General features: G+C 52.3%; 28 protein-coding genes. 1 reads left to right on the forward strand and 27 read right to left on the reverse strand.

The features are described from left to right. Positions 1-4: 4 nt before the first annotated feature. The 11 genes from DG046_RS04860 to DG046_RS04910 form a co-directional block, all read right to left on the reverse strand. Positions 5-1,213, reverse strand: coding sequence for a GspE/PulE family protein (locus tag DG046_RS04860; protein WP_108831430.1), 1,209 nt, complete (start codon positions 1,211-1,213; stop codon positions 5-7). A gap of 42 nt (positions 1,214-1,255) precedes the next feature. Beyond that, positions 1,256-3,346, reverse strand: coding sequence for a type I DNA topoisomerase (topA, locus tag DG046_RS04865; protein ID WP_108831431.1), 2,091 nt, complete (start codon positions 3,344-3,346; stop codon positions 1,256-1,258). 23 nt (positions 3,347-3,369) lie between these two features. After that, on the reverse strand, positions 3,370-4,443 hold the full coding sequence (dprA, locus tag DG046_RS04870; protein ID WP_108831432.1) for a DNA-processing protein DprA: 1,074 nt from the start codon (positions 4,441-4,443) through the stop codon (positions 3,370-3,372). Beyond that, positions 4,431-5,957: a YifB family Mg chelatase-like AAA ATPase gene (locus DG046_RS04875; RefSeq protein WP_108831433.1), complete on the reverse strand. Its 1,527-nt coding sequence runs from the start codon at positions 5,955-5,957 to the stop codon at positions 4,431-4,433. Before DG046_RS04875 ends, dprA begins: the two co-directional genes overlap by 13 nt. A gap of 1 nt (position 5,958) precedes the next feature. Further along, positions 5,959-6,318, reverse strand: a complete 360-nt coding sequence (locus tag DG046_RS04880; RefSeq protein WP_108831434.1) for a YraN family protein — start codon at positions 6,316-6,318, stop codon at positions 5,959-5,961. Between the two features lie 196 nt (positions 6,319-6,514). Beyond that, positions 6,515-6,868 (reverse strand): cytochrome C biosynthesis protein, encoded by a 354-nt coding sequence (locus DG046_RS04885; protein WP_199909585.1) that lies wholly within the window; start codon positions 6,866-6,868, stop codon positions 6,515-6,517. Between the two features lie 9 nt (positions 6,869-6,877). Then, positions 6,878-7,414 (reverse strand): hypothetical protein, encoded by a 537-nt coding sequence (locus DG046_RS04890; protein ID WP_108831435.1) that lies wholly within the window; start codon positions 7,412-7,414, stop codon positions 6,878-6,880. Further along, positions 7,411-8,817 (reverse strand): sensor histidine kinase, encoded by a 1,407-nt coding sequence (locus DG046_RS04895; RefSeq protein ID WP_108831436.1) that lies wholly within the window; start codon positions 8,815-8,817, stop codon positions 7,411-7,413. Before DG046_RS04895 ends, DG046_RS04890 begins: the two co-directional genes overlap by 4 nt. Beyond that, positions 8,814-9,521 carry a response regulator transcription factor gene (locus tag DG046_RS04900; RefSeq protein WP_108831437.1) on the reverse strand — a complete coding sequence of 236 codons (708 nt, stop codon included), beginning with the start codon at positions 9,519-9,521 and terminating at the stop codon, positions 8,814-8,816. Before DG046_RS04900 ends, DG046_RS04895 begins: the two co-directional genes overlap by 4 nt. After that, the gene (locus tag DG046_RS04905) at positions 9,518-10,099 is read right to left on the reverse strand and encodes an HD domain-containing protein (protein ID WP_108831438.1); all 582 of its coding nucleotides are present in this window, start codon (positions 10,097-10,099) and stop codon (positions 9,518-9,520) included. Before DG046_RS04905 ends, DG046_RS04900 begins: the two co-directional genes overlap by 4 nt. A gap of 2 nt (positions 10,100-10,101) precedes the next feature. Next, positions 10,102-11,160 carry a s-methyl-5-thioribose-1-phosphate isomerase gene (locus DG046_RS04910; protein WP_234411459.1) on the reverse strand — a complete coding sequence of 353 codons (1,059 nt, stop codon included), beginning with the start codon at positions 11,158-11,160 and terminating at the stop codon, positions 10,102-10,104. 59 nt (positions 11,161-11,219) lie between these two features. On the opposite strand from DG046_RS04910, the gene DG046_RS04915 reads away from it, so the two are divergent. Further along, positions 11,220-11,945 (forward strand): MTAP family purine nucleoside phosphorylase, encoded by a 726-nt coding sequence (locus DG046_RS04915; protein WP_108831440.1) that lies wholly within the window; start codon positions 11,220-11,222, stop codon positions 11,943-11,945. 53 nt (positions 11,946-11,998) lie between these two features. Here the strand turns inward: DG046_RS04915 and pyrR are convergent, their stop codons facing one another. The 16 genes from pyrR to DG046_RS04995 form a co-directional block, all read right to left on the reverse strand. After that, the gene (gene pyrR, locus DG046_RS04920) at positions 11,999-12,511 is read right to left on the reverse strand and encodes a bifunctional pyr operon transcriptional regulator/uracil phosphoribosyltransferase PyrR (protein WP_108831441.1); all 513 of its coding nucleotides are present in this window, start codon (positions 12,509-12,511) and stop codon (positions 11,999-12,001) included. Next, positions 12,496-13,398, reverse strand: a complete 903-nt coding sequence (locus DG046_RS04925; RefSeq protein ID WP_108831442.1) for an RluA family pseudouridine synthase — start codon at positions 13,396-13,398, stop codon at positions 12,496-12,498. The genes pyrR and DG046_RS04925 overlap by 16 nt, the downstream gene beginning before the upstream one ends. Next, positions 13,388-13,852, reverse strand: coding sequence for a signal peptidase II (gene lspA / locus DG046_RS04930; protein ID WP_108831443.1), 465 nt, complete (start codon positions 13,850-13,852; stop codon positions 13,388-13,390). The genes DG046_RS04925 and lspA overlap by 11 nt, the downstream gene beginning before the upstream one ends. A 7-nt stretch (positions 13,853-13,859) precedes the next feature. Further along, a complete protein-coding gene (locus tag DG046_RS04935) occupies positions 13,860-14,636 on the reverse strand; it encodes a YlmH family RNA-binding protein (protein WP_108831444.1) in 777 nt (258 codons plus the stop codon). Then, positions 14,630-15,100: a cell division protein SepF gene (locus DG046_RS04940; protein WP_108831445.1), complete on the reverse strand. Its 471-nt coding sequence runs from the start codon at positions 15,098-15,100 to the stop codon at positions 14,630-14,632. The genes DG046_RS04935 and DG046_RS04940 overlap by 7 nt, the downstream gene beginning before the upstream one ends. A 10-nt stretch (positions 15,101-15,110) precedes the next feature. Beyond that, the gene (locus tag DG046_RS04945) at positions 15,111-15,800 is read right to left on the reverse strand and encodes a YggS family pyridoxal phosphate-dependent enzyme (protein WP_108831446.1); all 690 of its coding nucleotides are present in this window, start codon (positions 15,798-15,800) and stop codon (positions 15,111-15,113) included. Between the two features lie 15 nt (positions 15,801-15,815). Continuing rightward, complete coding sequence (locus DG046_RS04950; protein ID WP_108831447.1) at positions 15,816-17,108, reverse strand: biotin/lipoyl attachment domain-containing protein; 1,293 nt, start codon at positions 17,106-17,108, stop codon at positions 15,816-15,818. Next, positions 17,105-18,109, reverse strand: coding sequence for an NAD(P)H-dependent glycerol-3-phosphate dehydrogenase (locus DG046_RS04955; RefSeq protein ID WP_108831448.1), 1,005 nt, complete (start codon positions 18,107-18,109; stop codon positions 17,105-17,107). The genes DG046_RS04950 and DG046_RS04955 overlap by 4 nt, the downstream gene beginning before the upstream one ends. A 4-nt stretch (positions 18,110-18,113) precedes the next feature. After that, a complete protein-coding gene (plsY, locus tag DG046_RS04960) occupies positions 18,114-18,698 on the reverse strand; it encodes a glycerol-3-phosphate 1-O-acyltransferase PlsY (RefSeq protein ID WP_108831449.1) in 585 nt (194 codons plus the stop codon). Next, entirely contained in the window at positions 18,695-20,002 is a 1,308-nt protein-coding gene (gene der / locus DG046_RS04965) for a ribosome biogenesis GTPase Der (protein ID WP_108831450.1), read from the reverse strand. Before der ends, plsY begins: the two co-directional genes overlap by 4 nt. Continuing rightward, a complete protein-coding gene (locus tag DG046_RS04970) occupies positions 19,995-21,338 on the reverse strand; it encodes a DUF512 domain-containing protein (protein WP_108831451.1) in 1,344 nt (447 codons plus the stop codon). Before DG046_RS04970 ends, der begins: the two co-directional genes overlap by 8 nt. A gap of 51 nt (positions 21,339-21,389) precedes the next feature. Continuing rightward, positions 21,390-22,622, reverse strand: coding sequence for a serine hydroxymethyltransferase (locus DG046_RS04975; RefSeq protein ID WP_108831452.1), 1,233 nt, complete (start codon positions 22,620-22,622; stop codon positions 21,390-21,392). A 19-nt stretch (positions 22,623-22,641) separates the two neighbouring features. Continuing rightward, positions 22,642-23,220: a DUF6648 family protein gene (locus DG046_RS04980; protein ID WP_159082067.1), complete on the reverse strand. Its 579-nt coding sequence runs from the start codon at positions 23,218-23,220 to the stop codon at positions 22,642-22,644. A 95-nt stretch (positions 23,221-23,315) separates the two neighbouring features. Continuing rightward, positions 23,316-23,741 (reverse strand): hypothetical protein, encoded by a 426-nt coding sequence (locus tag DG046_RS04985; protein ID WP_108831454.1) that lies wholly within the window; start codon positions 23,739-23,741, stop codon positions 23,316-23,318. 16 nt (positions 23,742-23,757) lie between these two features. Then, positions 23,758-24,702: a tRNA modification radical SAM protein MnmL/YtqA gene (mnmL, locus tag DG046_RS04990; RefSeq protein WP_108831455.1), complete on the reverse strand. Its 945-nt coding sequence runs from the start codon at positions 24,700-24,702 to the stop codon at positions 23,758-23,760. Then, a complete protein-coding gene (locus DG046_RS04995; protein WP_108831456.1) occupies positions 24,671-24,988 on the reverse strand; it encodes a DUF1292 domain-containing protein in 318 nt (105 codons plus the stop codon). Before DG046_RS04995 ends, mnmL begins: the two co-directional genes overlap by 32 nt. Positions 24,989-24,990: the final 2 nt, after the last annotated feature.

A 24,990-nucleotide genomic window follows, 5' to 3' on the forward strand; every position in this document is an offset into this window, starting at 1 on the left:
TCACCTACATGGTCATAATGGTGCGGTAGGCTTCGTCGAGGCTGATGGCTCCCGCAAGAATCTTCTCACGCAGAGCGTCTCTCAATGGAATCATGCCCGAGGCTACCGCCGCATCCCGCAGGGCATCTAAAGTGACGCCGGGCTTAATTAAGTCGCGGATTTTTTCGTTCATGGCCATTATTTCGAAGACGGCCTCCCTGCCGGTGTAGCCCTCAAAACAGTGTTCGCAGCCCACGGCCTCGTAGGTGGCCCCGTCGATATGGAAGTAATCGTCTTTTCTGTAAACTTCTTTTTTACAATGGTCGCAAAGCCTTCGAACGAGGCGCTGGGAGATCACGCCGATAATTCCTGCCGACAACATGTAGGGCTCGATGCCCATGTCCATGAGGCGGATGATGGCCGAAGGCGAATCCGTGGTGTGGAGCGTGGAGAAGATCAGGTGCCCGGTGATGGAAGACCTCAAGGCGATCTCCGCCGTTTCCATGGAGCGAACTTCCCCCACCATCATGACCTCCGGGTCCTGACGCAACATGGCTTCCAGACCCGTGGAGAAAGTGATGTTCGCCTTGGGATTCACCTGCATTTGATTGATCCCTTCCATGGCAAATTCCACGGGGTCTTCGATGGTCAGGATGTTTCGCTCTACACTGTTTAAGAGCTGAATGAAGGTATAGAGGGTGGAAGTCTTCCCGGAGCCCGTGGGCCCGCAGATTAAAACCAGGCCCAGGGGCTGGCGCAGCAGCTTTTCAACCAAGGCCAAGTTCTCTCCATCCAAGCCGATGCCTTCCGGCGTGTAGTTTAGGCCGCTTCTGTCCAAGAGGCGGAGCACGAGCTTCTCCTCGCCCTTCACGGGAATGGCCGATGCCCGCACGTCCACGTCGCGACCGTCGTGATTAAAGGTGAAACGGCCGTCTTGGGGCTTTCTTTTTTCGCCGATGTCCATGGAGGAAAGAAATTTGATCCGCGTGACAAATTCCGAGTACAATCGCTTCGGGTAGGTGTCATACAAAAAGAGCGTGCCGTTACGACGCATACGAACCCGCCAGTTTTCACCGGCCGGTTCAATATGCACGTCGGAACAGCACGCTTCGGCGGCATCATTTAATATTTTTTCGCTTAATTGGACGGCACTGACGCGGCCCGCCGAAACAGTCGATTGGGCATTCATTTGCCCTTTATCTTTCGATGCGGAAAAGGAAAATTTCTTGTCCATCACTGCCTCCAAAAATTGCGGTCCATCCCATGCCCGCCTTCACTATGATTCTTTTGACTCGTCGCCTTCCGTGCGTTGGTAATCGCAATCCGAATTGTGGCATTGGATGCGCGTACCGCGTTTCGTGGTCTTTTTCGTCAATATATCGCCGCATTTCGGGCAGCGCTCGTCGATAGGCTCGTCCCACGAGACGAAATCGCAATCGGGATACTTGTCGCAGCCGAAGAACTTCCGCCCCCGCTTGCTCCTTTTAATGACGATTTCCCCTTCGCCGCATTTCGGGCACTTCACGCCGATTTTTTCCACCAAGGCCTTGGTGTTTCGGCAGTCGGGAAAGCCCGGACAGGCGAGGAATTTGCCGTAGCGACCCATTTTAATCACCATATTCCGACCGCATTTTTCGCAGATCACGTCGGTGGGCTCGTCGCGAATTTCAACTTTTTCGATTTCTTTTTCCGCTCGCTCCAGGTACTCGGCCAGTTGCTTGTACACGGGATCCACGGCTTTTTGCCAGGCGAGTTCCCCGTCGGCCACGGCATCCAAACTGTGTTCCATCTTCGCCGTAAAATCCTCGTCCACAAACATGGGGAAGTAATCCGTTAAAAGATCATTGACCGTTTCCCCGAGCTCCGTGGGCACGAAGCGCCGCTCCTCGCTCACCACGTAGTAGCGGGAAAGCAGGGTGTTAATAATCGGCGCGTAGGTACTGGGGCGGCCGATGCCCAGCTCTTCCAAGAGCTTAATCAGGGACGCTTCGTTGTATCGGGCCGGCGGCTGGGTAAAGTGTTGTTCCGGGAAAATCTCTTTTACTTTTACGTGTTCCCCCACTTCGAAGGCGGGAATCTCCTTGTCCTTTTGATCCTTCGAGGGAAAGACCCTCAAAAAACCGTCGAACACCAGGGTATTGCCGTTCACTTGAAACATTTCCGTGCGGCTTGAAAGCTTCACTTTTTGCGTATCGTAAAGGGCCGCCGTCATTTGCGAGGCCACGAAGCGGGACCAGATCAATTCATAAAGGCGGAACTCGTCGCGCCCCAAACTTTCCTTTAAGCTCAACGGCGTGCGACTCACATCCGCCGGGCGAATACATTCGTGGGCGTCCTGGGTGTTTTCTTTCTTCTTCGACCAAGTGGAGGGTGCGCTGTATTTTTCCCCGTAGGCCTTTAAAATATGGGCCTTCGTTTGGGCCACGGCCTGTTCGGAAATCCGCGTGGAGTCCGTACGCATGTAGGTAATCAAACCCACGGAGCCTTCCCCGGGAATGGTGATCCCTTCGTAAAGCTTTTGCGCCACCTGCATGGTCTTGCGGGTGGTGAAATTCAGGCGCTTGTTCGCCTCCTGCTGCATGGTGGAGGTGGTGAAGGGCGCCAAGGTGCGGCGCTTTCTCGATCCCTTTTGAATGTCCGAAACCACCAATTCCTTCTCGTCCATGCGCTTCATCACGGCGTCCACATCGGCTTTGGTATTTAAAGTCACCGATTGAATTTTTCCGTCTTTAATGGTGCCGAAATACTTCGCCTCGAAGGTTTTTCGGTTTTTCAGGGCTTTCGCCACGATGGTCCAGTATTCCGAGGGTTCAAACTCGTTGATCTCCTCTTCGCGGTCGCAAATAATCTTTAAAACCACCGACTGCACCCGCCCGGCGCTGAGCCCGGATTTGACCTTCTTCCATAAGAGCGGGCTGATTTTATAGCCCACCAGGCGATCCAAGATTCGCCGAGCCTGCTGAGCGTCGACCAATTCCATATTGATGGGCCGAGGATTTTTTATCCCGTTTTTCACGGCATTTTTCGTAATTTCGTTAAACGAAATCCGTACATTATCCTCGGGATCCATGTCCAAAATATGGGTCAAATGCCAACTGATGGCTTCCCCTTCCCTATCCGGGTCGGTTGCGAGAAGCACTTTGTTGGCTTTTTTCGCTTCCGCCTTCAGCTCTTTAATAACCGGGCCCTTGCCCCGAATGTTAATGTACTTCGGTTGGTAATTGTCTTCTATATCGATGCCTAATTTCGACTTAGGCAAATCGCGAATATGCCCCACAGTGGCCACGACTTTATAATGGCTGCCCGCCATTTTGCGGATGGTCTTTGCCTTTGTGGGTGACTCCACGATGATCAGATTCCTTGCCAAATTATTCCAAATCCTTTCCTGCACTAAAGTATTTCGATGCAGTTGCTATCCACACCTGTAATGTAATTTTTTAATTCTAACATGGTTAATACGCTTAACACGTCGGTAATATCCCAACCAATATGCTCCATAAGGGCCTCCGTATTTTGATGGCCGTCCCTTATACTATCATACAATGTTTTTTCTTCCAAAGAGAGTTCGGAAAGATCCGGCGAAGTTTTCTCTTTTTTCATCTGATAGACCGGATGATCCAGTATGTCTTCCGGGGAAAGGGCGATGGACGCGCCGTCGAAAATCAGGCGGTTGGTGCCTTGACTGTAAATGGAATCCACATTGCCGCAGACGGAAAATACTTCTCTGCCGTATTCCGCCGCCAGGCGCGCGGTGATCAAAGAGCCGCTTTTTTCTTTGGCTTCCACCACCAAGACCCCATCGCCTAAAGCCGCAATGATGCGATTTCGCTCGGGAAAGCGGAAAGGCTGGGGCGATGTGTAGGGCGGATACTCGCTTAAAATCAGCCCCGTGGCTTTAATGGCCTCGTAACAGGCCCGGTTGCTCCTGGGATAACAGTCGCCGATGCCGTTTCCCAAGACGGCGATGGTTTCGCCGCCGGCGTCCAGCGTGGCCTGATGGGCCAGCTTGTCGATCCCGAGAGCCAGGCCGCTGATGATGACGAGGCCCGATGCCGCCAGTTGAGACACGAATTTTTTGCACACCCTCTGGCCGTAATCCGTGTGTTTTCTCGCGCCAACCACGGAAAGGGCCGGCTTCGCCATGAGTTCCAAATTGCCCAAGGCATAGATCACCATGGGCGGATCCGGTGTAAGGGCCAGTTTCTCGGGATAAAAATCATCGCCGACAACTAATGTCTGTATGCACTGGGTTTCAAGAACGCTTTCTCGCTTGCTCAAATCCCGTTTCAAAAACATGTCCGTGCGCGTCTTTAACTTTTCCGGAATGTTGTCGTTTTCGAAAAGGGACAACTGTCCTTCCTCTTCGGTTATGTAGCCGTAAAGCTCCATCATTTCGGCATTGGGCATGCCGGCGAGGGACAATCGGACAAACAGGGACCGTAAATCTTCTCTTATTCCGACCAATATTTTCCCTCCACAGATTTGTAGCGCACGGCTTCTAAAACGTCTTGGTCCGTAATGGGCCCGCCGTCCCGTAAATCGGCGATGGTACGGGCCACCTTCAGCACTTTATGTAGGGAGCGTCCGCTGAATTTATATTTCTTATAGGCCATGTCCAGGAGTTTTTGCGAACTCGGGGACAAACGGCAGTATTTTTCCACGTCGCGATCGGGAATATCCGCATTGGTCATAATGCCCGTGCCTTCGAAGCGAGCTTTTTGATAACCGCGGGCCCGTTCCACACGCTCCCGTACCGTTTTCGAATCTTCGCCCTGTGCCGTTTCCTTCATGTCTTCGTAACTAATGGGTTTCACTTCCACCTGCAAATCGATGCGATCCAAGAGGGGATGCGAAATCTTTCCCAGGTACTTTTGAATCTGCTGCATGCTGCAACTGCACTCGTGATTGGGATCCTGATAATAGCCGCAAGGGCAAGGATTCATGGAGGCAATGAGCTGAAAATCCGCGGGAAATTCCAAACTTGCCGTGGCTCGAGCCACGTGAATTTTCCCGTCTTCCATGGGCTGGCGCAGCACTTCCAAAACACTGGACTGAAATTCCGGAATCTCGTCCAAGAACAAGACGCCGCGGTGGGCCAAAGAAATTTCTCCCGGCTTCGGAATGCGACCGCCGCCGATTAAGGACACGCCGGAGGCCGTGTGGTGGGGCGAGCGGAAAGGCCGCTCCGTCATCAGCCTGTTTTCCGCTAAAAGACCGGAGACGGAATAGATCTTCGTCACTTCGATGGCCTCTTCGAAGGCCATGCGCGGCAAAATCGTGGGCAGGCGCTTGGCGCTCATGCTCTTTCCGCTTCCCGGCGGGCCGATCATTAAGAGATTGTGGGCCCCCGCCGCCGCTACTTCCAGGGCGCGCTTCAATTGACTTTGCCCCTTAATATCGGCAAAGTCCACGTCGTAGGTCTTCATGTGATCCATCGGATTTTCCACCACGGCCTCGTCGATGGTGGATTCGCCGGTCAGAAGGGAGACCACTTCTTTTAAATCGGAGGCGGGATAAATGCTGACATCGCGAACAATGGCCGTCTCGTTTTCATTAGCCTTCGGAACGATGAACTTCTTGTAACCCAGCTCACGTAGAGAAATCACCATGGGAAGGGCGCCGCGAATAGCGGAGATTTCGCCGTTTAACTGAAGCTCTCCTAAAAATATGTAATCGTCGATAACTTTCGGATCGCCGAAGCCTTCAGCGGCCAAGATGGACACAGCCACGGCCAAGTCCATTTGGGATCCGTCTTTTCTGCGATTTGCGGGAGATAAATTCACCGTAATGCGCTGTTGGGGGTAAGGCATGCCGATGTTTTTAATCGCCGCGTGAACCCGCTCGCCGGATTCGCGAATTTGCGCGTCGGGCAAGCCGACCATAAGAAAGCGCGGAAGCCCGCGACTTAAATCGCATTCGACTTCCACGACAAATCCGTCTAATCCTTCTAAGCTACAGGTTTTCACTCTGGCATACATGTCATTCCCCCAAGTCATTTCCGTCGAAGGCATTTTTTATGTGATGAATCATCGGCTTGTCCGTTAAAAACACTTCGATCACATCGAAACGGGCCGCACGGTAAAAAGGCGATCGCTGCGTCAGGTAGTGCTCCGCGGTCATATAGATCTGGCGCCGTTTAAAGATATCTACGGCATCCTTCGGGTCGCCGTAGGAGACATTGGTCCGCGTCTTCACCTCTGTAAAGACCACGATGCCCTTCGTAAAGCTTATGATATCGATTTCACCACGTTGAAATCGAAAATTTCGCTCCAGGATTTCGTGGCCCTGTTTTTCCAAAAACTTCGCCGCAATCCCTTCGCCCGTTTCGCCGACGTTCATAAATCCTCCCAGCTATACTCAATAATATATACTAAATCCCCATTTAGCACAATTGTTTTATTCCTCAATTTTTGATGCCGTCAAAATTCAGTTGGCATTTCTCTTCCTCTTATGCTCTTTCCCACTATTATAGCAAGATTGTTTTTTAAAAATACAAAAAAATTTGCCGCCTAAGCGACAAATCCATTTCTTCTGTTTAGTTTTCTCTCCGGCGGCGCTCGCTTTCCCGGGAACCGTCCGGGTAGCGGTCTTTATTGTAGATGCCGATGCACAGGGCGAAGAGCAGAGAGCAGATGCCCGCCGTGATACAGACCACGGAGATAAATATATTGGTGAGACTTGAGCGCTCGAAGAGGCGATTCAACACCATAATCAATGAAAACATGCCGATAAATACCAGGGCCAAACCGGGTAGGTAGCGCATAAATTTCATTTGTTTCCCCATCATATTGATGACGAAGGTTAGAATAAGGGCGATGATTACCGCCAGTACCAATATGCCTATATACTGCAAGTTTCCGTTTAAACTTTCAGAAATTTTCGATATCATGTGATCCTCCTACTTGCCGGGCACCCGGGAGTAATACGTCCGATGGGGGTCGGCCTGTTCCATAAGATTTTTTAATTGACGCTCGTCGAGGCTGCCTTTCGTCTTGACCAATTGCAAGAGATTGCCGTAGATGTCCATGTATGCCACATCGTCTTTTTCGCGGTACACGGTAAAGAGTTTTTCATCGTCTTGGTAGATGTCGATGATAAACAAATTGTCTCCGGCGATGCCCACGTCGTCTTTCGTCTTATTATACCCTACTTTCATTAAATAGTCAGTCTTGCCTTTGCGAATGACATAGGTGGGATTCTCGATGCGCTGGCCGTTAAAGATGCCGCCCATGGGGGCGAAAATGGCGTCGGATCCGATGACGGGCCGAAGGTCGACGCTGTCGTCGGTGACGGTTTGAATCTTCGTCACCACCCAACGGCCCTGAAGGGGGGATCGGTTGAGGGCGGGCTTTTCGATGATGCGGTAGTCGCCCTTAATGGGGCCGCAGGCCGTTAAAAACAGGAGCAGGAGTAGGATCGGAAGTTGTTTTTTCATGCGTCCGCCTCGCTTCCCAAGGGTATGATGATTCGAATGGTGGTTCCCACGGATTTTTCCGATACGATTTGTATGGCGCCGTTGTGAAGCTTTACGATTTCATCGGCGATGGAAAGGCCGAGGCCCGAGTGGGAGTTGGAGTGTTTGCCCTTGTAAAACTTTTCCTTGGCCAGGGCCAGTTCGTTTTCGTCCATGCCCACGCCGTTATCGGAGATGATCATTTCGTAGTTCGGGAAATTTTTTCGCGCTTCAAAAAGCACCCATCCGCCGGGATCGGTGAATTTTATGGCGTTGTCGATGAGATTAATGAGCACCTGGCGCAGGCGGTCTTCATCGGCTGTCAGAAGCACCACTTCTTCATTGATTTCGTTAATTAAGTGAATGTTCTCTTTCGAGGCTCGAGGCTTCATTTGCTTCCACACATCTTCGCAGATGGAGGTAATGTCGAAGCGATCTTTTTTCAGGGTGATCCGCCCGGAAATGTACCTGGAAAAATCCAAGAGTTCTTCCACCATTTTCGACAGACGATCCGTTTCTTTTTCGATAATTTCGAAGCCTTCGTTCATGACTTCGGTCTCCGACGGATCCGTGTCCTTCAGCACTGCTGCCCAGCCTTTGATGGAAGTGAGGGGCGTGCGCAGTTCGTGGGAAATGGAGGAGATAAAGTCGTTTTTCACCTGTTCTTTTCGCACGATTTCCGCAGCCAGCGTGTTAATGGACTGGGCCAATTGCCCCAATTCGTCGTCTCGCTTCATGACGATGTGTTTTTTGTACTGCCCGTCGGCCAATTGAATGGCAGTGGACTGAATCTCCTCGATGGGCCTTGTAATGCTCTTCGCCAACATGCGACTGACTACGACGGCAATGGCCATGACAAAGGCCGTTAAAAGAAGCAGGTAGCGGCTCAGGGTCCAGACGGAGTGAATGGCCGGTCCCAAGGACGAGGAGTAGCGCAAGACGCCGATCACTCGATTGTCATTGGAATAGAGGGGGCGGGAGACGGACAAGAGTTTCGTGTCGGAATAAGGCACGGGGCCGATGCGAAAGCCGGCTTTTCCTTTCAGCGCCTGAATGACATCCGTATAATCTTTCACCGGATCGTTGATGGCGCCGATGGAATCGTAGACCAACTGGGCGTCCTTGTCGATCATCTGCACCTGGCCGCCGAATTGATTAAAGATCATGTCGTAGTCGCCGTCCAAAAGTTCGTCGATGCTTCGGCTTTTAAAATAGCGGTCGTAGGTGTAGACGGCGCTGTCCAATTGTTGATTTAAGTAGAATTTTACCCCGCCGTAGGTGTATTCGCGAAAGCCTAAAATCAGAGCCAAGTCCAAAAGGCTCACGGTTAAGAGAATCAGGGCGACGAAATTTCGCGTCACCGTTTTACGAATGGAGTGCTTCATGCGTCGTTGGCTGTGTTTTTCCAGCGATAGCCCACGCCCCACACGGTTTCAATATAGACGGGGTGGGCGGCGTCCTCTTCCACTTTCGAGCGGAGGCGGCGAATGTTAACGTCGACGATTTTGCTGTCCCCTAAAAATTCTTCGCCCCACACGGCGTTTAAAATCTCGTCGCGACTCAAGGCGCGGTTGGCGTGGGTAATGAAAAACTTGACGATTTCGTGTTCCGTGGGCGTCAGCTCGATTTCCTTGCCGTTTTTGTAAAACTTATGGCCGAAGACGTCCACTTTAAAGATCCCCGATTCCAAAAAGCGCTCGCCCTTTTTCTCGCCTCTGTCTTCGCCGCCGAGGCGTCGCTCCAGGGATTTAATCCGCAGAGTAAGCTCCGTGGGATTAAAGGGCTTGGTGAGATAGTCGTCGGTGCCGCTTTGCAGGCCCATAATCTTGTCGTAGTCCTCGGCCTTTGCCGTGAGCATGATAATGCCCAGGTGCGGGAAGGATTTTCTCAGGCGATCGCACACTTCGAATCCGTCGATGCCCGGGAGCATAATGTCCAAAAGCACGATGGCGGGCTTTTCCCTTTCGGCGATTTCAAGGCCCTCTTCGCCGCTTCCCGCTTCGTATACGTCGAAGCCTTCCCGCTCCAAATTAATCTTAATAAATTTACGAATGGATACCTCATCTTCGACGAGTAGAATCTTCGTCATGGACTCACTCTCCCTTCAAAATGCGCGTCGACTTTTTCTTTGATCATGGCGTACAGGGGCGGAAATTCCCGCACCGGCTCGATGCGCGCGTAGACGTCTTTCTGCTTGATTTCGTGGCTTGTCCAGGTGCCGCCGCCACCGGCCGCATTGAGCAGAATGGGCTCGATTCGGTCCATGGCCAGGGCGAAATGCGACTCCGCCGTCTCTTGGGCTTCAAACTCTTCCCAGAGAGCGCGCAGCTCTTTTCCCTGCTCTTCGGGAAGCATGCCGTACAAATGCTCTGCCGCGCGCACTTCCCTCTCCCGCTTGGTCTTGTTGTTTTCCGTGTCGTAGGCGAAGGTGTCCCCCGCTTCGATTTCCACCACATCGTGGAACAAGAGCATAAACACCACCCGCTCCATGTCCACACCCTCCGGGGCATATTCCTTTAAAATAAAGGCCATGGCCGCAATATGAAAGCTGTGTTCCGCGTCGTTTTCAAAGCGATCGGCGTGGAGGAGATGGGTTCTGCGGTAGACGCTTTTCATTTTTTCCAAAGCGTAAATAAATTCGATCTGCTTGTCTAATCGTTGGCTCATACTTATACGGCGAAATAAAAATCGCCCACTCCTTTTTTCTTTTCGTATTCCTTTAATTCATTCGATTTGAAAATGCCTAAATCCGTCACCACGCCGGTAACAAGATTCGGCGGCGTCACGTCGAAGGCCGGATAATAGCCCTTCACGCCTTCTACCGTGTGTTTAATGCCGTGGGCGCTCAGGCTTTCCTCGGGATCCCGCATTTCGATGGTTAAGTCCTTTGCACTTTTTACGTCCATGTCGGGAATCCCCGTAGCGTAATAGGGAACGCCGAAGTACGCCGAGACGATGGCGATTTGGTAGGTGCCCACTTTGTTTACGATGCTGCCGTCCATGCAAATAGAATCCGCCGCCGAGGTAAACAAAGTGATGCCGTGGTTTTCAATGTAGGCCGCCACCATATTGTCCGTGATCACCGTGGTGTCCAGGCCCATTTGAGACAGGACCGAGGCGGTAAAGCGGGCGCCCTGCAGGAAGGGCCGGGTCTCCGGGCAGACAAAGCTGATGTCTCTGCCGCTTTTTATAATTTCCCGCGCCAACATGCCGATAATGGTTTCGCCGAAACATTGGGTCATGACCGTGCCCTCATCGGGCAACAGCTCCATGAAATTCTTCGCCACGCGGTGGATAGTGGCGTAGCGCTTTTCCATGGAATGAAGGGCGTGATCCCGAAGGATCAAATCCAAATCCTCGTCGTCCAAATGATCCTTTGCCACAGAAAGGGCGCCCCTCGTCACCTGTGCCATGCGCATGGCCGTGGTGGGGCGACCGCTCGCCAGCACCTCCGCCGCTTCTTCCAAGTAACGAAGCCGCGCCTCACCTTTTAAGTGGCGGGATTCGTGGGCCGCAAGGGCCATGCCCATGGCCGCCGCCGTGTAAGGCCCCGCCGATTGGGTCACCATGTTTCTCAATGCGTCGCGAACCTCCACATGGGTTTTGCAACGCACGTATTCCACCCGCACCGGGTAAATGCGCCGGTCCAAAATCGACACGACGCCGTCTTTATAATAGGCCACGTGCTCCGCCTGAAGCATGTAGGCTAAATCTCCGTCAAATTCCATACGAACCTCTCTTTCCATGTATAATAGTACCATATTCAGGAAAGAGAAACGAGGTTATCATGCATTACGGAATCATCGGCGGCACCGGCTTTGAAGCCCCCTTTTCTCCCGCCAAAGAAGAAATTTTTTCCACGCCCTACGGCGAGGCCAAGCTTATTTATCCCGAAAACAAGCCCTATGTTTTCGTCTCTCGCCACGGCACGGATCACACCATTCCTCCGCACAAGGTGCCTTATCGGGCGAATATTTGGGCACTGAAAGAAATCGGCGTCACGGAAGTGTACGGCATCAGCGCCGTGGGCAGTTTAAAAAAAGCCTACGGCCCCGATTCCGTCGTCTTATGCGACGATTTTTTAGACTTTACGAAGACCCGGCCCCACACCTTTTACGACGGCGATCACGAGGCGGCGAAACACATCGCCATGGGCGAGCCCTACGACTCAAACTTAAATGACGCTTTCGAAGCGGCCTTCGGCGAAAAGCTTCCCCGCGGCGTCTACGTGGCCACGGAAGGCCCGCGCTTCGAATCCCGCGCGGAAATAAATTTTTACGCCTCCATCGGCGGCGACGTGGTGGGCATGACCAATGTGCCGGAAGTGGTTCTTGCGCGGGAAATGGGCCTCCACTACGCCAATATTTGCCACGTCATCAACTACTGCACCGGCGTGAGTGACACCATGGTTATTTCCAAATCCGAAGAGGTGAGAAACAAGATTATCCGCGCCGTGGACGAGGTCTTTACTTCGGAGCGCGTGCCGCGAGAGGCGCGCATCGATCTCTTGTAATTCATCCGAGAAAAAACCGGCGACGCGATCATAAAGATCACGCCGCCGGTTTTTTATCCCTCTACATAGACGGCATCTTCGCCGTCGCATTCTTTAAAGTGTACGATTATTTTTTCCGACTGTGCCGTGGGAACATTCTTGCCGATAAAATCGCCGCGTATGGGCAGCTCCCTGTGGCCACGATCCACGAGGCCCACCAGTTCCACGAGCTTGGGCCGATCTTTCACCATCAAAGCGTCCATGGCGGCGCGCACCGTGCGGCCCGTGTAGAGGACATCGTCCACCAAGACCACCCGCTTGCCGTCGATTTTTCCCATAAATTCCATGGGCAAAAAGGCCTCGTCCCGTCGATCGTCTCTGAAAAAACTCGGATCAAGGGTATAGACCGGCACATGCACGCCTTCGATTTGTTTCATCTTCTCCTGAAGGCGGCGAGCGAAAAATTCGCCCCGCGTCACGATGCCGATGAGGACCACGTCGTCCAGCCCTTTGTTTCGCTCGATTATTTCATTGGCGATGCGAGCCGTGGCCCGTTTCATGGCAAGTTCATCTAAAATCTTGTGCATCGGTCCCCTTTCTCCTTTCGTATATAGGCGAGCATGCGCTCGGGAAGTTTCGACGTGACGGCCACTTCATTCCCCGTAATCGGGTGGGTGAAGGCCAAATGGCAACTGTGGAGCAAAAGTTCTTTTTCCCTGTCGTTCTTTGCCCCGTATAGGGGATCGCCTAAAAGCCCGTGGCCGACGGATGCCATGTGTACGCGAATTTGATGGGTGCGCCCCGTGTGAAGGGCCACGCGAATCAGGGTGGAGTCGCGAAAAGCGAGCACCGGCGTATATTCTGTCAGAGCTTCCTTCGAAGGATACACATCGGCCGCCATGCGAATGCGATTTTTCGGATCCCGCCCGATGGGCGAGTCGATGATGCCCGCCTCCCGAATCACGCCGCGGCAAATGGCGTAATAGATCTTTTCCACCCGCCGATCCTGAAACGCTTCCACCAATCCGTCGTAGGCGGCGTCGGTTTTCGCCACCACCATGACGCCGGAGGTATCCTTGTCCAGGCGATGAACGATACCCGGGCGAAGGGGATCGCTTCCCTGCGCCAAGTGATCGAAGCGGTGCAGCAGTCCGTGAACCAGGGTTTCTTCTTCCCGGCCCGCCCCGGGATGGACCACGAGGCCGTAAGGCTTGTCGATGCAGGCCAGGTGCTCGTCTTCGTAGAGAACTTTGAATGGCACGTCCTTCGGCTCAAGTACATAGGGCGCTTCTTCTTCGAAGGAAATTTCATCCTCCTCTTGAAGTTTATAGCCCGCCTTCACCTTCTGTCCGTTTACCGAGACCCGCCCTTCGTCTACGGCCCGCTTCACTTGGGAGCGGCTCATTTCGAGCTTTTCGGCAAGAAAATTGTCCAAGCGGATGCCGGCATTCTCCGCCGTATATTTATGAAGCATGGCTGTTTTTCTCATCTCCGAAAAGGACGTGGACCATAAGCAAAATCGTGCCCACGACGATGAAACAATCGGCGAGATTAAAGACGGCGAAGTCCCGGCCAAAGAAGCGGAAGGACAAAAAGTCCACGACGAAGTTGAGGCGGAGCCGGTCGATAAAGTTTCCCACGGCACCTGCGAGAATCAAAACCAAGGCCACCCGCATGGGGCCTTTCACTTCATCCCGCTTTCTGTAAATGCCGTAGAGTAAAACGCCGATGACTGCGATGGTAATCACGATAAAAAGGGGCCGGCCTTCCTGCAAAATGCCGAAGGCGGCGCCGCGATTTTCCACGTAGAGCAGGCGAAAAAAGCCCGGGATAATCTCCACTTCCCCGCCGCCTGCCAAGTGGCCCAAGACCGCGAGTTTGGAAAGCTGATCCAAGGCGATCAGTAAAAGAATAATTAATGTAACCATAGCGCTCCTATCTGCTGTTTAAGGTTCCGTACTGAAAGCGCACTTTCCCCTTCTTCGTCTCATAGAGGGGCTCGAAAATTTTTATGCGCCCGAATCCCCGCACGGAAATCAGATCCCCGGGGTCGACGGTGTCGTGGGTCTTCTCCGCCCGCTTAAAGTTAACTTTCACCAAGCCCTTGGCCACGAGGCCCTTCACTTCGTCTCGCGACTTGTGGGTCACGGCCCGCACCACGGCATCCAGGCGCATGGACGACACCACGGCCGCGGACTTAATCCAGTCCTCTTCGATTTCAGGCACGGAGGCCGTCGGAATCTCTTTCAGGCTTATGGGCGCAGAGCCGACTTTTCTGAAATTCACGGCGATAAAATTCGCGATCTCTTTTTTCACGAAGACATAGGCCCCCTCGTCGGTGGGGGCGATGTCGCCGATTTTATCCCGCTCGATGCCCATGCCCAACAGGGAGCCGAGAATTTGTCGGTGATCGAAGTCGCCGCCTTCCAGATAAAAGGCCGCGACAAATTCCTCTTCCGCGGGAAAGGGCTTATAGACCGGGATCTTCCGCTCCCAATTTCCCGCCGGCTCAAAAGACGTCTCCACATCCGGGAAATGACCGGCCCAGGAAGCCACCAGGCTCTGTTCGTAGGGATCTAAAAAATCACCGGCTGTCGCCCTGTAATTTCTCGAGCTGATTTCAGGCAGATCGAGAACGTGGCGCAACCGAGTGATTTTTTCAGGCTCTCTTATGTGGCGAAGGAGTTCATCCTTCCGAAGGCTCTTTACCAAGGAAAGATGCCCGAGTTTTGTAATTCTTCTTTTAAGCCGTCGATGGCGATGTTCGCCGGCGCGAGAATAAAGATGTCTTTGTTCACCTTTTGGATCTTGCCTTCGATAGCGTAAAGGGCGCCGTTGACGAAGTCAAAAATTTCCCGCTTCACGTCTAAATCCAGTTGTTCGAAATTTAAGACGACGGCCTTGTTTTCCTTTAAGTCGTCGACGATCTTCGGCGATTCGTCGTAGCTCAAGGGTTCATGCACCGTAATGACCATGGCGGCTTTCGTTTGAATGCTCAACACATTGCCGCTGTCTTTTCTGCGTGGAGCCACGGGTTTTTGCGAATGGGTCGTGGTGATGGGTTCCACTTCCGTCGTTTGAAACGCGTCGTCTTCCGCGTAATCGTATTCGTCGTCGTATTCGTAATCTTCACCGAAACCGAACGCCCTTTTTAACTTGTTACCAAAATCTGCCATAATTTCCTCCTTAATAATGCCGTGCACCGAAAATGCGACTGCCTACGCGTACCATATTTGCGCCTTCTTCAATGGCGATGTGAAAGTCTTGGCTCATGCCCATGGACAAGTGAGTCATGTCGACACCTTCGTAATGGCGTCCGGCGATGTCTTCTTTTAAGGCCACCATTTTCCGAAACAGCTTCCTTAAATAAGCCTCGTCATCCACATTGGGCGCGACGGTCATTAAGCCGTCGACTTTCAGATGGGAGTAATCGAGGATGGATTCCAGAAAAGGCAGGACCTGATCGTAGGCCAGGCCGCCTTTGGAGGCTTCATCGCCGATATTTACTTCCAACAGACAATGGACGACGTGATCCGTTTCGCATCCTCGTTTTTGAATTTCTTTCGCCAAGGACGGCCTGTCCAGTGAATGGATCAAAACCACATCATTGTAGATATATTTTACCTTATTTGACTGCAAGTTTCCAATCATATGATAACGAACACGGGAACCGAGGGCATCTATTTTTTGCGTCAGTTCCTGCACCTTGTTTTCGCCGATATCCGTGACGCCGCATTTCAATGCTTCCTCGATGACATCCACGCCGTGGGTTTTCGTCACGGCGATCAATTGCACCGGCTCGCCGGTTAAACTGTGGCGTCTCGCTTCTTCGATTTCTTCTCGCACCCGCTTGAGTTCGTCGCCAATCGTCGACATACGCACCTCCTGTGATCAATACACTATTTTATCCTTGCGGACCTTCTTCGGCTCCACGATAATTTCGTTGGTGGGACGCAAAGTGGTCACTTTTTTGCCTTTTTTATTTTTTATCATGCCTTTGTCGTCACCCATGCTGATGTAAGCGGCTTTGTCGCGAATCGACAATACCTCCACGGGCACAAAGGTGACGAAGCGGCGCACGGCATCGACGTAGACGCCTTTTTCGCCGTGTTTTCCTTTGACGATGGCCGTGGTGGGAATCTTCAGAGCCGGGGATTCGCTTTTTATAATGGTGGTCTTTTGCTTCCGAGGTCGATAGACTTCCTGCAATTTATCTTGCAGGCTTAAAATCACCACCGGCGAATGGTCGTCGCCTACCACGGATTCCACCCGCGCTTCGGTGACGACTTTTCCGATTCTCACCGTCACCATTTTTCCCATTTCGTCTTTTACCAATCGCGCGTCCTCCACAGGCAAGGCGATTTTATAGGCCGTGTCGCTGATGGTGCGGAAGAATGCCCGGCCTTCTTTTACCTGATTTTCGCCACGGGTCAAAGGCTCGATGCTCACCCCGCTCAAATAGGCTGCGGTAAATGTGTCGTCGTCATTTTCCAGGGAAAGCTCTTTCTTAAAATCGTCGAAGGTGTAGCTGACGACCCCCGATGAAGGGGCCACATAATCGGCGCTGGTAGAGGCGATGCGGCGGGTGAGCCGATCTTTTTTCTCCTCCAGCTCCGGAATGGAAAGCTTCAACAACTCGTTGAGCTCCGACACATTCACCGTATGTTTCGTGCTTAAATCCAAGGTGTTGATGGACGAAATCAGTTTTTCGTAATCCTCGTCGCGAATGAAGCGCTGAATGTTTCGAATGACGTTTTCGTCTTCTTCGTTGATCCTGTCCTTGGATTTTTCCGAGGTGCGGTCGTTTTTAAAGTCGATGGCCGCCTGAATTCGAATGAGCTGGTCCTTCACCTTGGAATTGTCGTTCATGACATTAATATCCGCCACGCGAAAGCCCTTGGGCACCTTCTTTCCTTCCCGCACATTGTAAACGGCGGTGCCGCTCGCCTTTGTGAAGATCGTCTCTTCGTCGAAAAGCAGGTAGCCGTCGCCGCGGACCACGTCGCGAAAACACACCTCTTGGGGCTGCTCCGTTTTAGGCGCACAAACCAGGCGGTAGTAAAGGGAGTAGCCACCACCTGCTAAAATCAGCAACAGAAGGATAACAAGAAGAAGCCGCCTGCGCTTTTTCTTCCGGTTCTGCCGTCGTCGAATTTTTTTTCGAACGTTCGAACTTTGAGTCATAGTAAAAATATCTTCTCGTTTTCGTGTTTATTGGGCCGCTGCATGAGATCCGACACGGCCTGCCCGGGATCGGCGCCGCGGTACAAGACGTCGTAGAGTTTTTCGGTAATGGGCATTTCGATGCCAAGCTCCCGAGAGAGTTCGTAGCATGCCTTCGTGGTTTTATACCCTTCCACCACCATGCCCACTTTCTCGATGGCGGCATCGGGATCCGTCCCCTTGCCGATGAGGTTGCCGAAGCGCCAATTGCGGCTGTGGACGCTGGTGCATGTGACGATTAAATCGCCGATCCCGGAAAGGCCTTGAAAGGTAATTGGCTTCGCGCCCAAGGCAATGCCTAAACGCTGAATTTCCGTAAGGCCCCGGGTCATCAAGGCGGCCTTGGCATTGTCGCCGTAGCCCAGGCCGTCGGAAAGGCCGGCACCGAGGGCGATAATGTTTTTTAATGCGCCTCCGATTTCTACGCCGATCATATCATCTTGAACATAGACGCGGAAGCTGTCGTAAGTAAATAAGTCTTGGGCCCACAGGGCGTGTTTTTCGTCTTCGGCGCAGACCAAAACGGTGGTGGGCATGAATTTCGCCACCTCTTCCGCATGGGAAGGCCCGGATAAGACGATGTAGGGCGAATCGGGCAGGATTTCTTTGGCCACTTGAGAGAGGCGCAGATGGCTTCCCTGCTCCAGTCCCTTGGCCAGATTAATGACCGGGGCTTTCGATCCGGAGCGTGCCACGGCTTCCATGGTGGAGCGCACCGCCCCTGTGGGCACGGCCAAGACGATGCCATCTGCTCCTTCGATGGTTTCTTCCACAGAAAGGTGCACCTGAATCGACGGATCGAAGGTGAAATCCTCTAAATAGCCGGGATTGTCCCCCACCGATTGAATCCGCGCGTATTGTTTTTCGTTGCGTGTGTACATATGCACCTCGTGGCCGATGCGGGCCAGGAGATTGGCAATGGCGCTGCCCCAACTGCCGCAACCTAAAATTCCGATCTTCACCGAATCAACCTCCGATCTTGTTTTCTCTGCCTTCTTTCAAGCGAATCAAATTGTCTTTATGGCGAATAAAGCCCAACAACCACACGGCGAGAATCGCCCAGCGATTGTAGCCGATGCTTCCGTATTTTATAAGCATGGCCGCACTGCTCAGGCTGAGAAAGGTCAGGGACCCGACGCTCACGTATTTGGTGACCTTCGCTGCGATGACGCCGGCGATGGCCGCGACGCCTCCCCACAATGGCTGAAGCGTCGTATAGGAGCCGAAGGTTGTGGCGATGCCTTTGCCGCCGCGAAAACCTAAGTAAAAGGGAAAGTCGTGGCCTAAAACGACGAAGAGGGCGGCGAAGAGCCGTATGGATTCGTCCAGCATGGGCGCGAGTAAAGCCATGGCCACCACGCCTTTTAATACGTCGATGGCGAAAGTGGTGTAGCCCAGCTTCTTCCCCATGACCCGCACGGCATTGGTGGTGCCGGCATTGCCGCTTCCCTCGTCGCGAATGTCTTTGTGGAAAAACGCGCGACTTAAAATATAGGCGCCTGAAACAGAGCCCACCAAGTAGCAGGCAAAAAGTACGAGGAGCGTCTTCATCGATTCCTCAACTCCATAATAATGGGCACGCCGTCGAAGCGATAGGCCGCGCGAATTTGATTTTCCAAATAGCGCAAATAGGTGAAGTGGAAAAGTTCCTTGTCGTTGACGGACAGCACGATTTTCGGCGGTCTGGCCGAGACTTGGCTCGCGTAGTAAAGCTTCCCGCGCTTGCCCTTATCCGAAGGGGGCTGATTCATTAAGACGGCCCGGTTCATAATGTCGTTTAAGACCCCGGTTTGAATCCTGAGGGAGTAATTGTTGTTGACCACGTGAATCATGTTCAACAATTTTTCCACGCGAGAACCTGTCAGGGCCGAGATGAAAATCATGGGCGCGTAGTTTAAAAAGGGCAGCTCCATGCGAATGGCCTCTTCGAATTGCTTCATGGTGCGGGTTTCTTTTTCGATGGCATCCCACTTGTTCACGGCGATAATCATGGCCTTGTTGTTGTCGTGGGCGTAGCCTGCGATCTTCGAATCCTGCTCGCTGACGCCTTCCGTGGCGTCGATTAAAAGCACGCAAACGTCGGCCAACTCGATGCTTCTTAAAGTACGCACCACGGAGTAGCGTTCCACTTTTTCGTTGATTTTTTTGCGCTTTCGAAGGCCCGCCGTGTCGATGAGCACGTAGTCCGTGTCCTCGTATTCGAAGAAAGAGTGAATGGAATCCCGAGTCGTGCCGGGAATGTTCGTCACGATGGAGCGCTCTTCCCCTAAAATGCGGTTCACCAAAGAAGATTTGCCCGCATTGGGCTTTCCGATAAAGGCCACTTTAATTTCGTCGCGGAAATCATCCTCTTCCACCTTTGGAAAGGAGGCCACCGTGGCATCCAGCAAATCGCCGATGCCCCGGGACTGCTCTGCGCTGATTGTGTAGGGCTCGCCTAAACCAAGCTCGTAGAAGTCGTAGCGATGGTCTTCCGATTCCTTGGCGTCCATTTTATTGACGACGAGAAGGGCTTCTTTTCCGCTCTTTCGAATGTAGGCGGCCACTTCGCGGTCCACGGTGGTCAGGCCTTCCTTGCCATCGACGACAAATAAAATAATCTGCGCATTTTCCACAGCCACTTCCGCCTGGGCCATGATTTCAGGCATAAAGGTCTCGTCGCTGGAGGGGTCCAGCCCGCCCGTGTCGATTAAAGTAAATTCATGATCGAGCCACGTAGCCTTCGCATAGATTCTGTCTCGCGTCACGCCCGGCGTATCCTCGGTAATGGATATTTTCGAGCGCGTCAGCACATTAAATAAGGTACTCTTCCCCACATTGGGGCGACCTAATATACAGACGACCGGTCTATTCAACAGGACGCACCTCCAAACATTTTTCTAAAAATTCCGCACCGTTGTTGCTTACGGTGATAATCTTCGCACCTAATTCTTTTTCCAAAGCATCCACTGTTACATCGTCTAATGTAATGGCGCGGTCGCTTCGAAACATTGACATAGGTAACATTATAGCATCGTGGATTTTACCTTTCAATTGACGGACCACGTCCTCCGCCGTCAAGAGCCCCGCCACTTTTACCGTGTCGCCGAAAAATTCGTTTTTTATGGTAACCACGTCGCATTGAATGCCGGGGAATTTTTCGTGAATCATATGGTCCAATTCTTCAAAAAGAGGCGCCGCATACTCTCCCGTGGCCAAAGTGATTTTGGAACGATGGGCCCCTTCCGCCCGATCCAGGGCTTCTTTAAATTCTTCGTAGAAGGAGCGCATGAGGCCCACGCCGTTTTCGTACTGCGGGTAGCCGTCGTAGAAATCCGCCTCGGGCAGATCCTTTTCGGCGATGAGGTAAAACTCATCGGAAGCGTAGACCCAGTGGCGGCCACAGATTTTCCGCATGTCTTTTGCAAATGCCTCGGCAATGGCGATCACTTCCCGCGCCTGATCCTTCGTGTAGGGAGAAAGCTTCGGCAAATTCTCACGATACTTAGAAAGACCCACGGGCACCATGGCCACGGAGGCCACTTGAGGCATGAGAGATGTCAAGTCCCTCAAGGTGCGCTTCAGTTCCTCCCCGTCGTTCACGCCGGGGAGCAGCACGATTTGCGCGTTCATGACGATGCCCGCATCAGCCAGGCGCTTCATATCCTCCATTATCTTTCCCGCCGAGGGATTCTTCAACAACTCCACCCGAAGCTCGGGATTGGTCGTGTGTACCGACACATTGATGGGGCTCAGGCCGTAGGCGATCATGCGATCGAAATCTTCTTTTTTTATATTGGTAAGGGTAATGTAATTGCCCTGAAGAAAGGAGAGCCTGGAATCGTCGTCTTTAATGTAGAGGCTGTCTCGCATATTCGGCGGCATCTGGTCGATAAAGCAAAAGAGGCAGCGATTGGAGCAGGTCTTTTGCGTATCCAAAAGCGGCGTGACGAAATTCAGCCCGATGGGCTCCTCCACGTCTTTTTCAATGTCGTAGAGAATCAGTTCGCCGTCTTTCTTTTCGATGGTGAGGGTAATGTATTCGTTGGCCGATTCGTAGCGGTAGTCGATGACATCCCGCACCTCGTTGTCGTTAATGGCGATCAATCGGTCCCCCGCTTCGATTTCCAACTCTTCGCCGATGGACCCGGGATCGACAGAGCGAATGGTATTTAATGCTTTATGAACGATGTCGATTTCATAAGGGTTCATGGCGCCTCCTATGGCCGTAATAGAAAAGGACTCTTTCGAGTCCTTCCCGCTTTATTTGTACAGAGGAAATTTTTTGCAAAAAATCCGCACGCGGTCTTTTGCTTGGTCTTCCGTAATTTCTTTTTTCAAGAGATCCACCATGATTTGCGCCACATAGGCCGCGTCTTCTTCTTTCGCGCCCAAGGTCGTCATGGCCGGGGTGCCGATGCGAATGCCGCTGGTCACCATGGGCGATTCGGGATCGTAGGGGATCATGTTTTTGTTGGTGGCGAGGCCGCTGTCGTTTAACAACTTTTCAGCCTCTTTGCCCGTTAATTTCAGGGAACGAAGGTCCAAGAGCAGCAGGTGATTGTCCGTACCGCCGGAAACCAAGTCCACGCCTTGATCCAGGAACACTTTTTCCATGGCCTTGGCGTTGTCGATGATTTGCTTGCAGTACACCTTGAAATCCGGTTGCGCCGCTTCGTGGAAGGCCACGGCTTTTGCCGCGATCACGTGTTCCAAAGGACCGCCTTGCAGTCCGGGGAACACGGCCTTGTCGATGGTTTTGTGCAATTCTTCCGTGCAGAGAATGGCGCCGCCTCTGGGGCCCCTGAGGGTCTTGTGTGTGGTGGTGGTTACCACGTCGGCGTAGGGCACGGGATTTTCGTGATAACCCGTGGCCACGAGGCCGGCGATGTGGGCCATGTCCACCATAAAGTAGGCGCCGCTCGCCTTTACGACCTCCGCCATGCGCTTAAAGTCGATCTTTCTCGGATAGGCCGACGCGCCGCCGATGACGAGCTTCGGTTTGTATTTCTTCACCGCTGCTTCAAAGGCGTCGTAGTCGATGCGTCCCGTCTTTTCATCGACGCCGTAATCCACGATGTCGAAGTATTTTCCCGAGATATTCACCGGGCTTCCGTGAGATAAGTGGCCGCCCTGACTTAAGTTCATGCCCAAGATCCGATCGCCGGGCTTTAAGAGACCCAGGTACACGGCCATATTGGCATTGGCGCCGCTGTGGGGCTGAACATTGGCGTGATCGGCACCGTAGAGGGCTTTAAAGCGATCGATGGCCAATTGTTCCACCTCGTCCACCACTTGGCAGCCGCCGTAGTAGCGGGCGCCGGGCAGGCCTTCGGCGTATTTATTGGTGAGCGGAGAACCCATGGCCTCCATGACGGCGTAAGAGACAAAGTTTTCCGAGGCGATGAGCTCGATGTGACTTTGTTGCCGTTCGGTTTCCTTTTGTACCAGCGAATAGATCTCAAGATCCGTCTTTTCTAAGTGCTTGTAATCCAATCCTTGCCCCTTTCTCGGTTTAATACCTGTCGTTAATGTAGGTGTCGATTTTGGAGCGCTTCTTTTCTTCCATGAAAACGCCCCGATCGACTAAGGCTTCATAAACCCGTTTGGACGTGGAATGCAAAATATACTCCGGATACTCGATAAAGACGATTTCAAAGAGACGGTCTTGCAATTTCTTGCCGTCACAGTGAACGAAGTAGCCGTAGACATTTTTGTAATCGACAAAATCCAAAATTTCCAAGATCGTGTCGTCCTTTTTTCCGTAATACTTTTCAGCCAAAGAAAGGGAGCGGCAATACTCGCGATTGCTCTTCTGCATCCGCTTCACGCGCCGAGCCTCCATGCGGTAGCTTTTGGCCAAGGCGTTGTAGTATTGGTAATTAAAGATCCCCTTCTCCAGCCGATCGATGAGAAAAAAGGGGCGCACATTGCTGCTGTGCATGTCCTTTAAATTCGTCTGCAAAAATTCCTTTTTGTTTAAATCGCCGCGCTCGTAGGCGCGAATCAAGGCGCTGCGCCTTTCCATAAAGTGCTGAAACCACTTGTCGCAAATCGGCTCCATGGTTACGAGGTCGTCATCATAAGAATGCATTGATCAGTACCGGCAACACCATAGCTAAGCATAAAATTACGGCCACGATTCGGATAAATGTCTTGTTCGATTTCATTCCAATCCCCTGTCAGTCGTTAGCCTTCCAAAGATACTTCTTGTGCGTATTCTTTTAATTCTTCCGGGAAGTCCGCTTCCACGTAATTGACGTTAATGTAGATTTGACGGTTTTCCATGCCTAACGCTTCCAGGCGATTGGCCAAATCTTTCAAGTCTTCGATGGAGAGGTCCATGACCTTGTACATGCCGTCGACGTAAACTTTTTCCAAGTCGTAGTCCATGGCGAACATGCCGCTTAAGAAGCCGTAGAATTCGTCTAAATTGGTGAGATTGTATTCCGTGGCATTGATTAAGCGCACATTGTAATCCAAGCTGAAAATGTGGTCGTCGTCGACTTCAACAAAAGCGATGTTGCCGTTGCCGCCTTCGTGGTCTTCATTGGCGTGGTCGATTAACCATTTCGTTTTTCCTGCACCTTTTGCTCCTAAGATATAACGAATCATTGTAATCATCCTTTCTCTATTTCCTATACAAATGACCTTGCGGCCGATTTTCCTCGATCATTCGCCGTACGATTTCGTCGCGAATGTAGTACCAGCTTCTGTTCCAATTGGCGAACAGCACGTCTTTTTCCGGCGCACGTCCCAAGAGACGGCCGATAACCGTCTCCGGAGGCAGATGCTCCAGAAATAAGATCACCCGCTCCATAAACTCTTCCATGGGAAGGGGCACGAAGGTGCCGGCGGTGTACATGTCGGCGAGCTTCGTGTGCTTCGCCACGTAAAGGTTGTGTATCTTCACCTCGTCGGCGCCGACGCGGGCCAAGAGCTCGGCGCCTCGAAGCACGTCGTCTCGGCTGTCCCAAGGCAGGTCCAAAATCATGTGGACCGCAAGCCTCAGGCCTTTTTCCTTGATCCGCTTCGACGCGTCGATAAATTCGTCGATGCCGTGGCCGCGATTGATCGCATCCAGTGTCTTTTCGTTGGCCGATTGCAGGCCCAATTCAAAGGTGACGACCTTATCCGGAAAAATTTCCTTCGCCACCGATAAATAGTCGTCGTCCACGCAGTCGGGCCGCGTGGATACGGAGACGCCGACGATGTCTTCTTCCGCCACCGCCTCTAAATTTTCCTTAAAGTCAGCCAGTGGAAGGTAGGTGCCCGTAAAATTTTGAAAATACGGGATAAAGCCTTGGGCCTTGTACCGCGCCTTCATTCGCGCCTTGTTTTCTCGAAACTGTTCCCGTACGCTTCCTTGAATCCATTCGAAGCTGCCTCCCTCTTCACCGCAGAAGATGCAACCGCCCACCCCGGCGGTGCCGTCGCGATTGGGACAGCTGCCCTTCAGGTGGATGGGCACCTTGTACACTTTCATGCCGAAAGCATCCTTGGCGTAGGCGCTGAAGCTTCGATAGGGAAATGGCTCCGTAATGTTATTCTCCTTGATCTTCCACGTCTTCCGCATAGAGACTTTCGAATTCGTCGGCGACGCGGTTGAAATAGTCTTCATCTTCGATAAAGATCAATTCCAATTCTTCGTCTTCCAATTCGGTGTATTCGTAAATCAGAACGGAGGCGTCTTCGTCCACTTCGTCGCCCTTTAAAGGCAATAAAGCGATGTAGTCTTTTTCTTCAAAGGGGAAAATGCCGATGACGGCGCAGTCCAATTCGCTGTCATCTTCCAATGTCAGCGTAATGACGTCCATTTCCTCGTGTTCGTGTTCGTGTTCGTGATCGTGTTCGTGGCTCATAT

This window comes from Aedoeadaptatus coli (genome assembly GCF_900343085.1).
Lineage (GTDB): Bacteria > Bacillota > Clostridia > Tissierellales > Peptoniphilaceae > Aedoeadaptatus > Aedoeadaptatus coli.

Excerpts from the sequence above, each read along its gene's own strand:
- DG046_RS04885 (WP_199909585.1), bottom strand. The coding sequence starts at position 6,868 with ATGATATCGAAAATTTCTGAAAGTTTAAACGGAAACTTGCAGTATATA.
- plsY (WP_108831449.1), bottom strand. The coding sequence starts at position 18,698 with ATGAAGACGCTCCTCGTACTTTTTGCCTGCTACTTGGTGGGCTCTGTT.
- DG046_RS04980 (WP_159082067.1), bottom strand. The coding sequence starts at position 23,220 with ATGCATTCTTATGATGACGACCTCGTAACCATGGAGCCGATTTGCGAC.
- DG046_RS04925 (WP_108831442.1), bottom strand. The coding sequence starts at position 13,398 with ATGCTTCATAAATATACGGCGGAGAATGCCGGCATCCGCTTGGACAAT.
- mnmL (WP_108831455.1), bottom strand. The coding sequence starts at position 24,702 with ATGCGGAAGACGTGGAAGATCAAGGAGAATAACATTACGGAGCCATTT.
- DG046_RS04890 (WP_108831435.1), bottom strand. The coding sequence starts at position 7,414 with ATGAAAAAACAACTTCCGATCCTACTCCTGCTCCTGTTTTTAACGGCC.
- DG046_RS04950 (WP_108831447.1), bottom strand. The coding sequence starts at position 17,108 with ATGACTCAAAGTTCGAACGTTCGAAAAAAAATTCGACGACGGCAGAAC.
- DG046_RS04895 (WP_108831436.1), bottom strand. The coding sequence starts at position 8,817 with ATGAAGCACTCCATTCGTAAAACGGTGACGCGAAATTTCGTCGCCCTG.
- DG046_RS04910 (WP_234411459.1), bottom strand. The coding sequence starts at position 11,160 with ATGGAATTTGACGGAGATTTAGCCTACATGCTTCAGGCGGAGCACGTG.
- DG046_RS04970 (WP_108831451.1), bottom strand. The coding sequence starts at position 21,338 with ATGAACCCTTATGAAATCGACATCGTTCATAAAGCATTAAATACCATT.
- lspA (WP_108831443.1), bottom strand. The coding sequence starts at position 13,852 with ATGGTTACATTAATTATTCTTTTACTGATCGCCTTGGATCAGCTTTCC.
- DG046_RS04880 (WP_108831434.1), bottom strand. The coding sequence starts at position 6,318 with ATGAACGTCGGCGAAACGGGCGAAGGGATTGCGGCGAAGTTTTTGGAA.
- DG046_RS04995 (WP_108831456.1), bottom strand. The coding sequence starts at position 24,988 with ATGAGCCACGAACACGATCACGAACACGAACACGAACACGAGGAAATG.
- DG046_RS04940 (WP_108831445.1), bottom strand. The coding sequence starts at position 15,100 with ATGGCAGATTTTGGTAACAAGTTAAAAAGGGCGTTCGGTTTCGGTGAA.
- pyrR (WP_108831441.1), bottom strand. The coding sequence starts at position 12,511 with ATGCACAAGATTTTAGATGAACTTGCCATGAAACGGGCCACGGCTCGC.
- DG046_RS04945 (WP_108831446.1), bottom strand. The coding sequence starts at position 15,800 with ATGTCGACGATTGGCGACGAACTCAAGCGGGTGCGAGAAGAAATCGAA.
- DG046_RS04875 (WP_108831433.1), bottom strand. The coding sequence starts at position 5,957 with ATGTATGCCAGAGTGAAAACCTGTAGCTTAGAAGGATTAGACGGATTT.
- DG046_RS04915 (WP_108831440.1), top strand. The coding sequence starts at position 11,220 with ATGCATTACGGAATCATCGGCGGCACCGGCTTTGAAGCCCCCTTTTCT.
- DG046_RS04905 (WP_108831438.1), bottom strand. The coding sequence starts at position 10,099 with ATGAGCCAACGATTAGACAAGCAGATCGAATTTATTTACGCTTTGGAA.
- DG046_RS04860 (WP_108831430.1), bottom strand. The coding sequence starts at position 1,213 with ATGGACAAGAAATTTTCCTTTTCCGCATCGAAAGATAAAGGGCAAATG.
- DG046_RS04900 (WP_108831437.1), bottom strand. The coding sequence starts at position 9,521 with ATGACGAAGATTCTACTCGTCGAAGATGAGGTATCCATTCGTAAATTT.
- DG046_RS04985 (WP_108831454.1), bottom strand. The coding sequence starts at position 23,741 with ATGATTCGTTATATCTTAGGAGCAAAAGGTGCAGGAAAAACGAAATGG.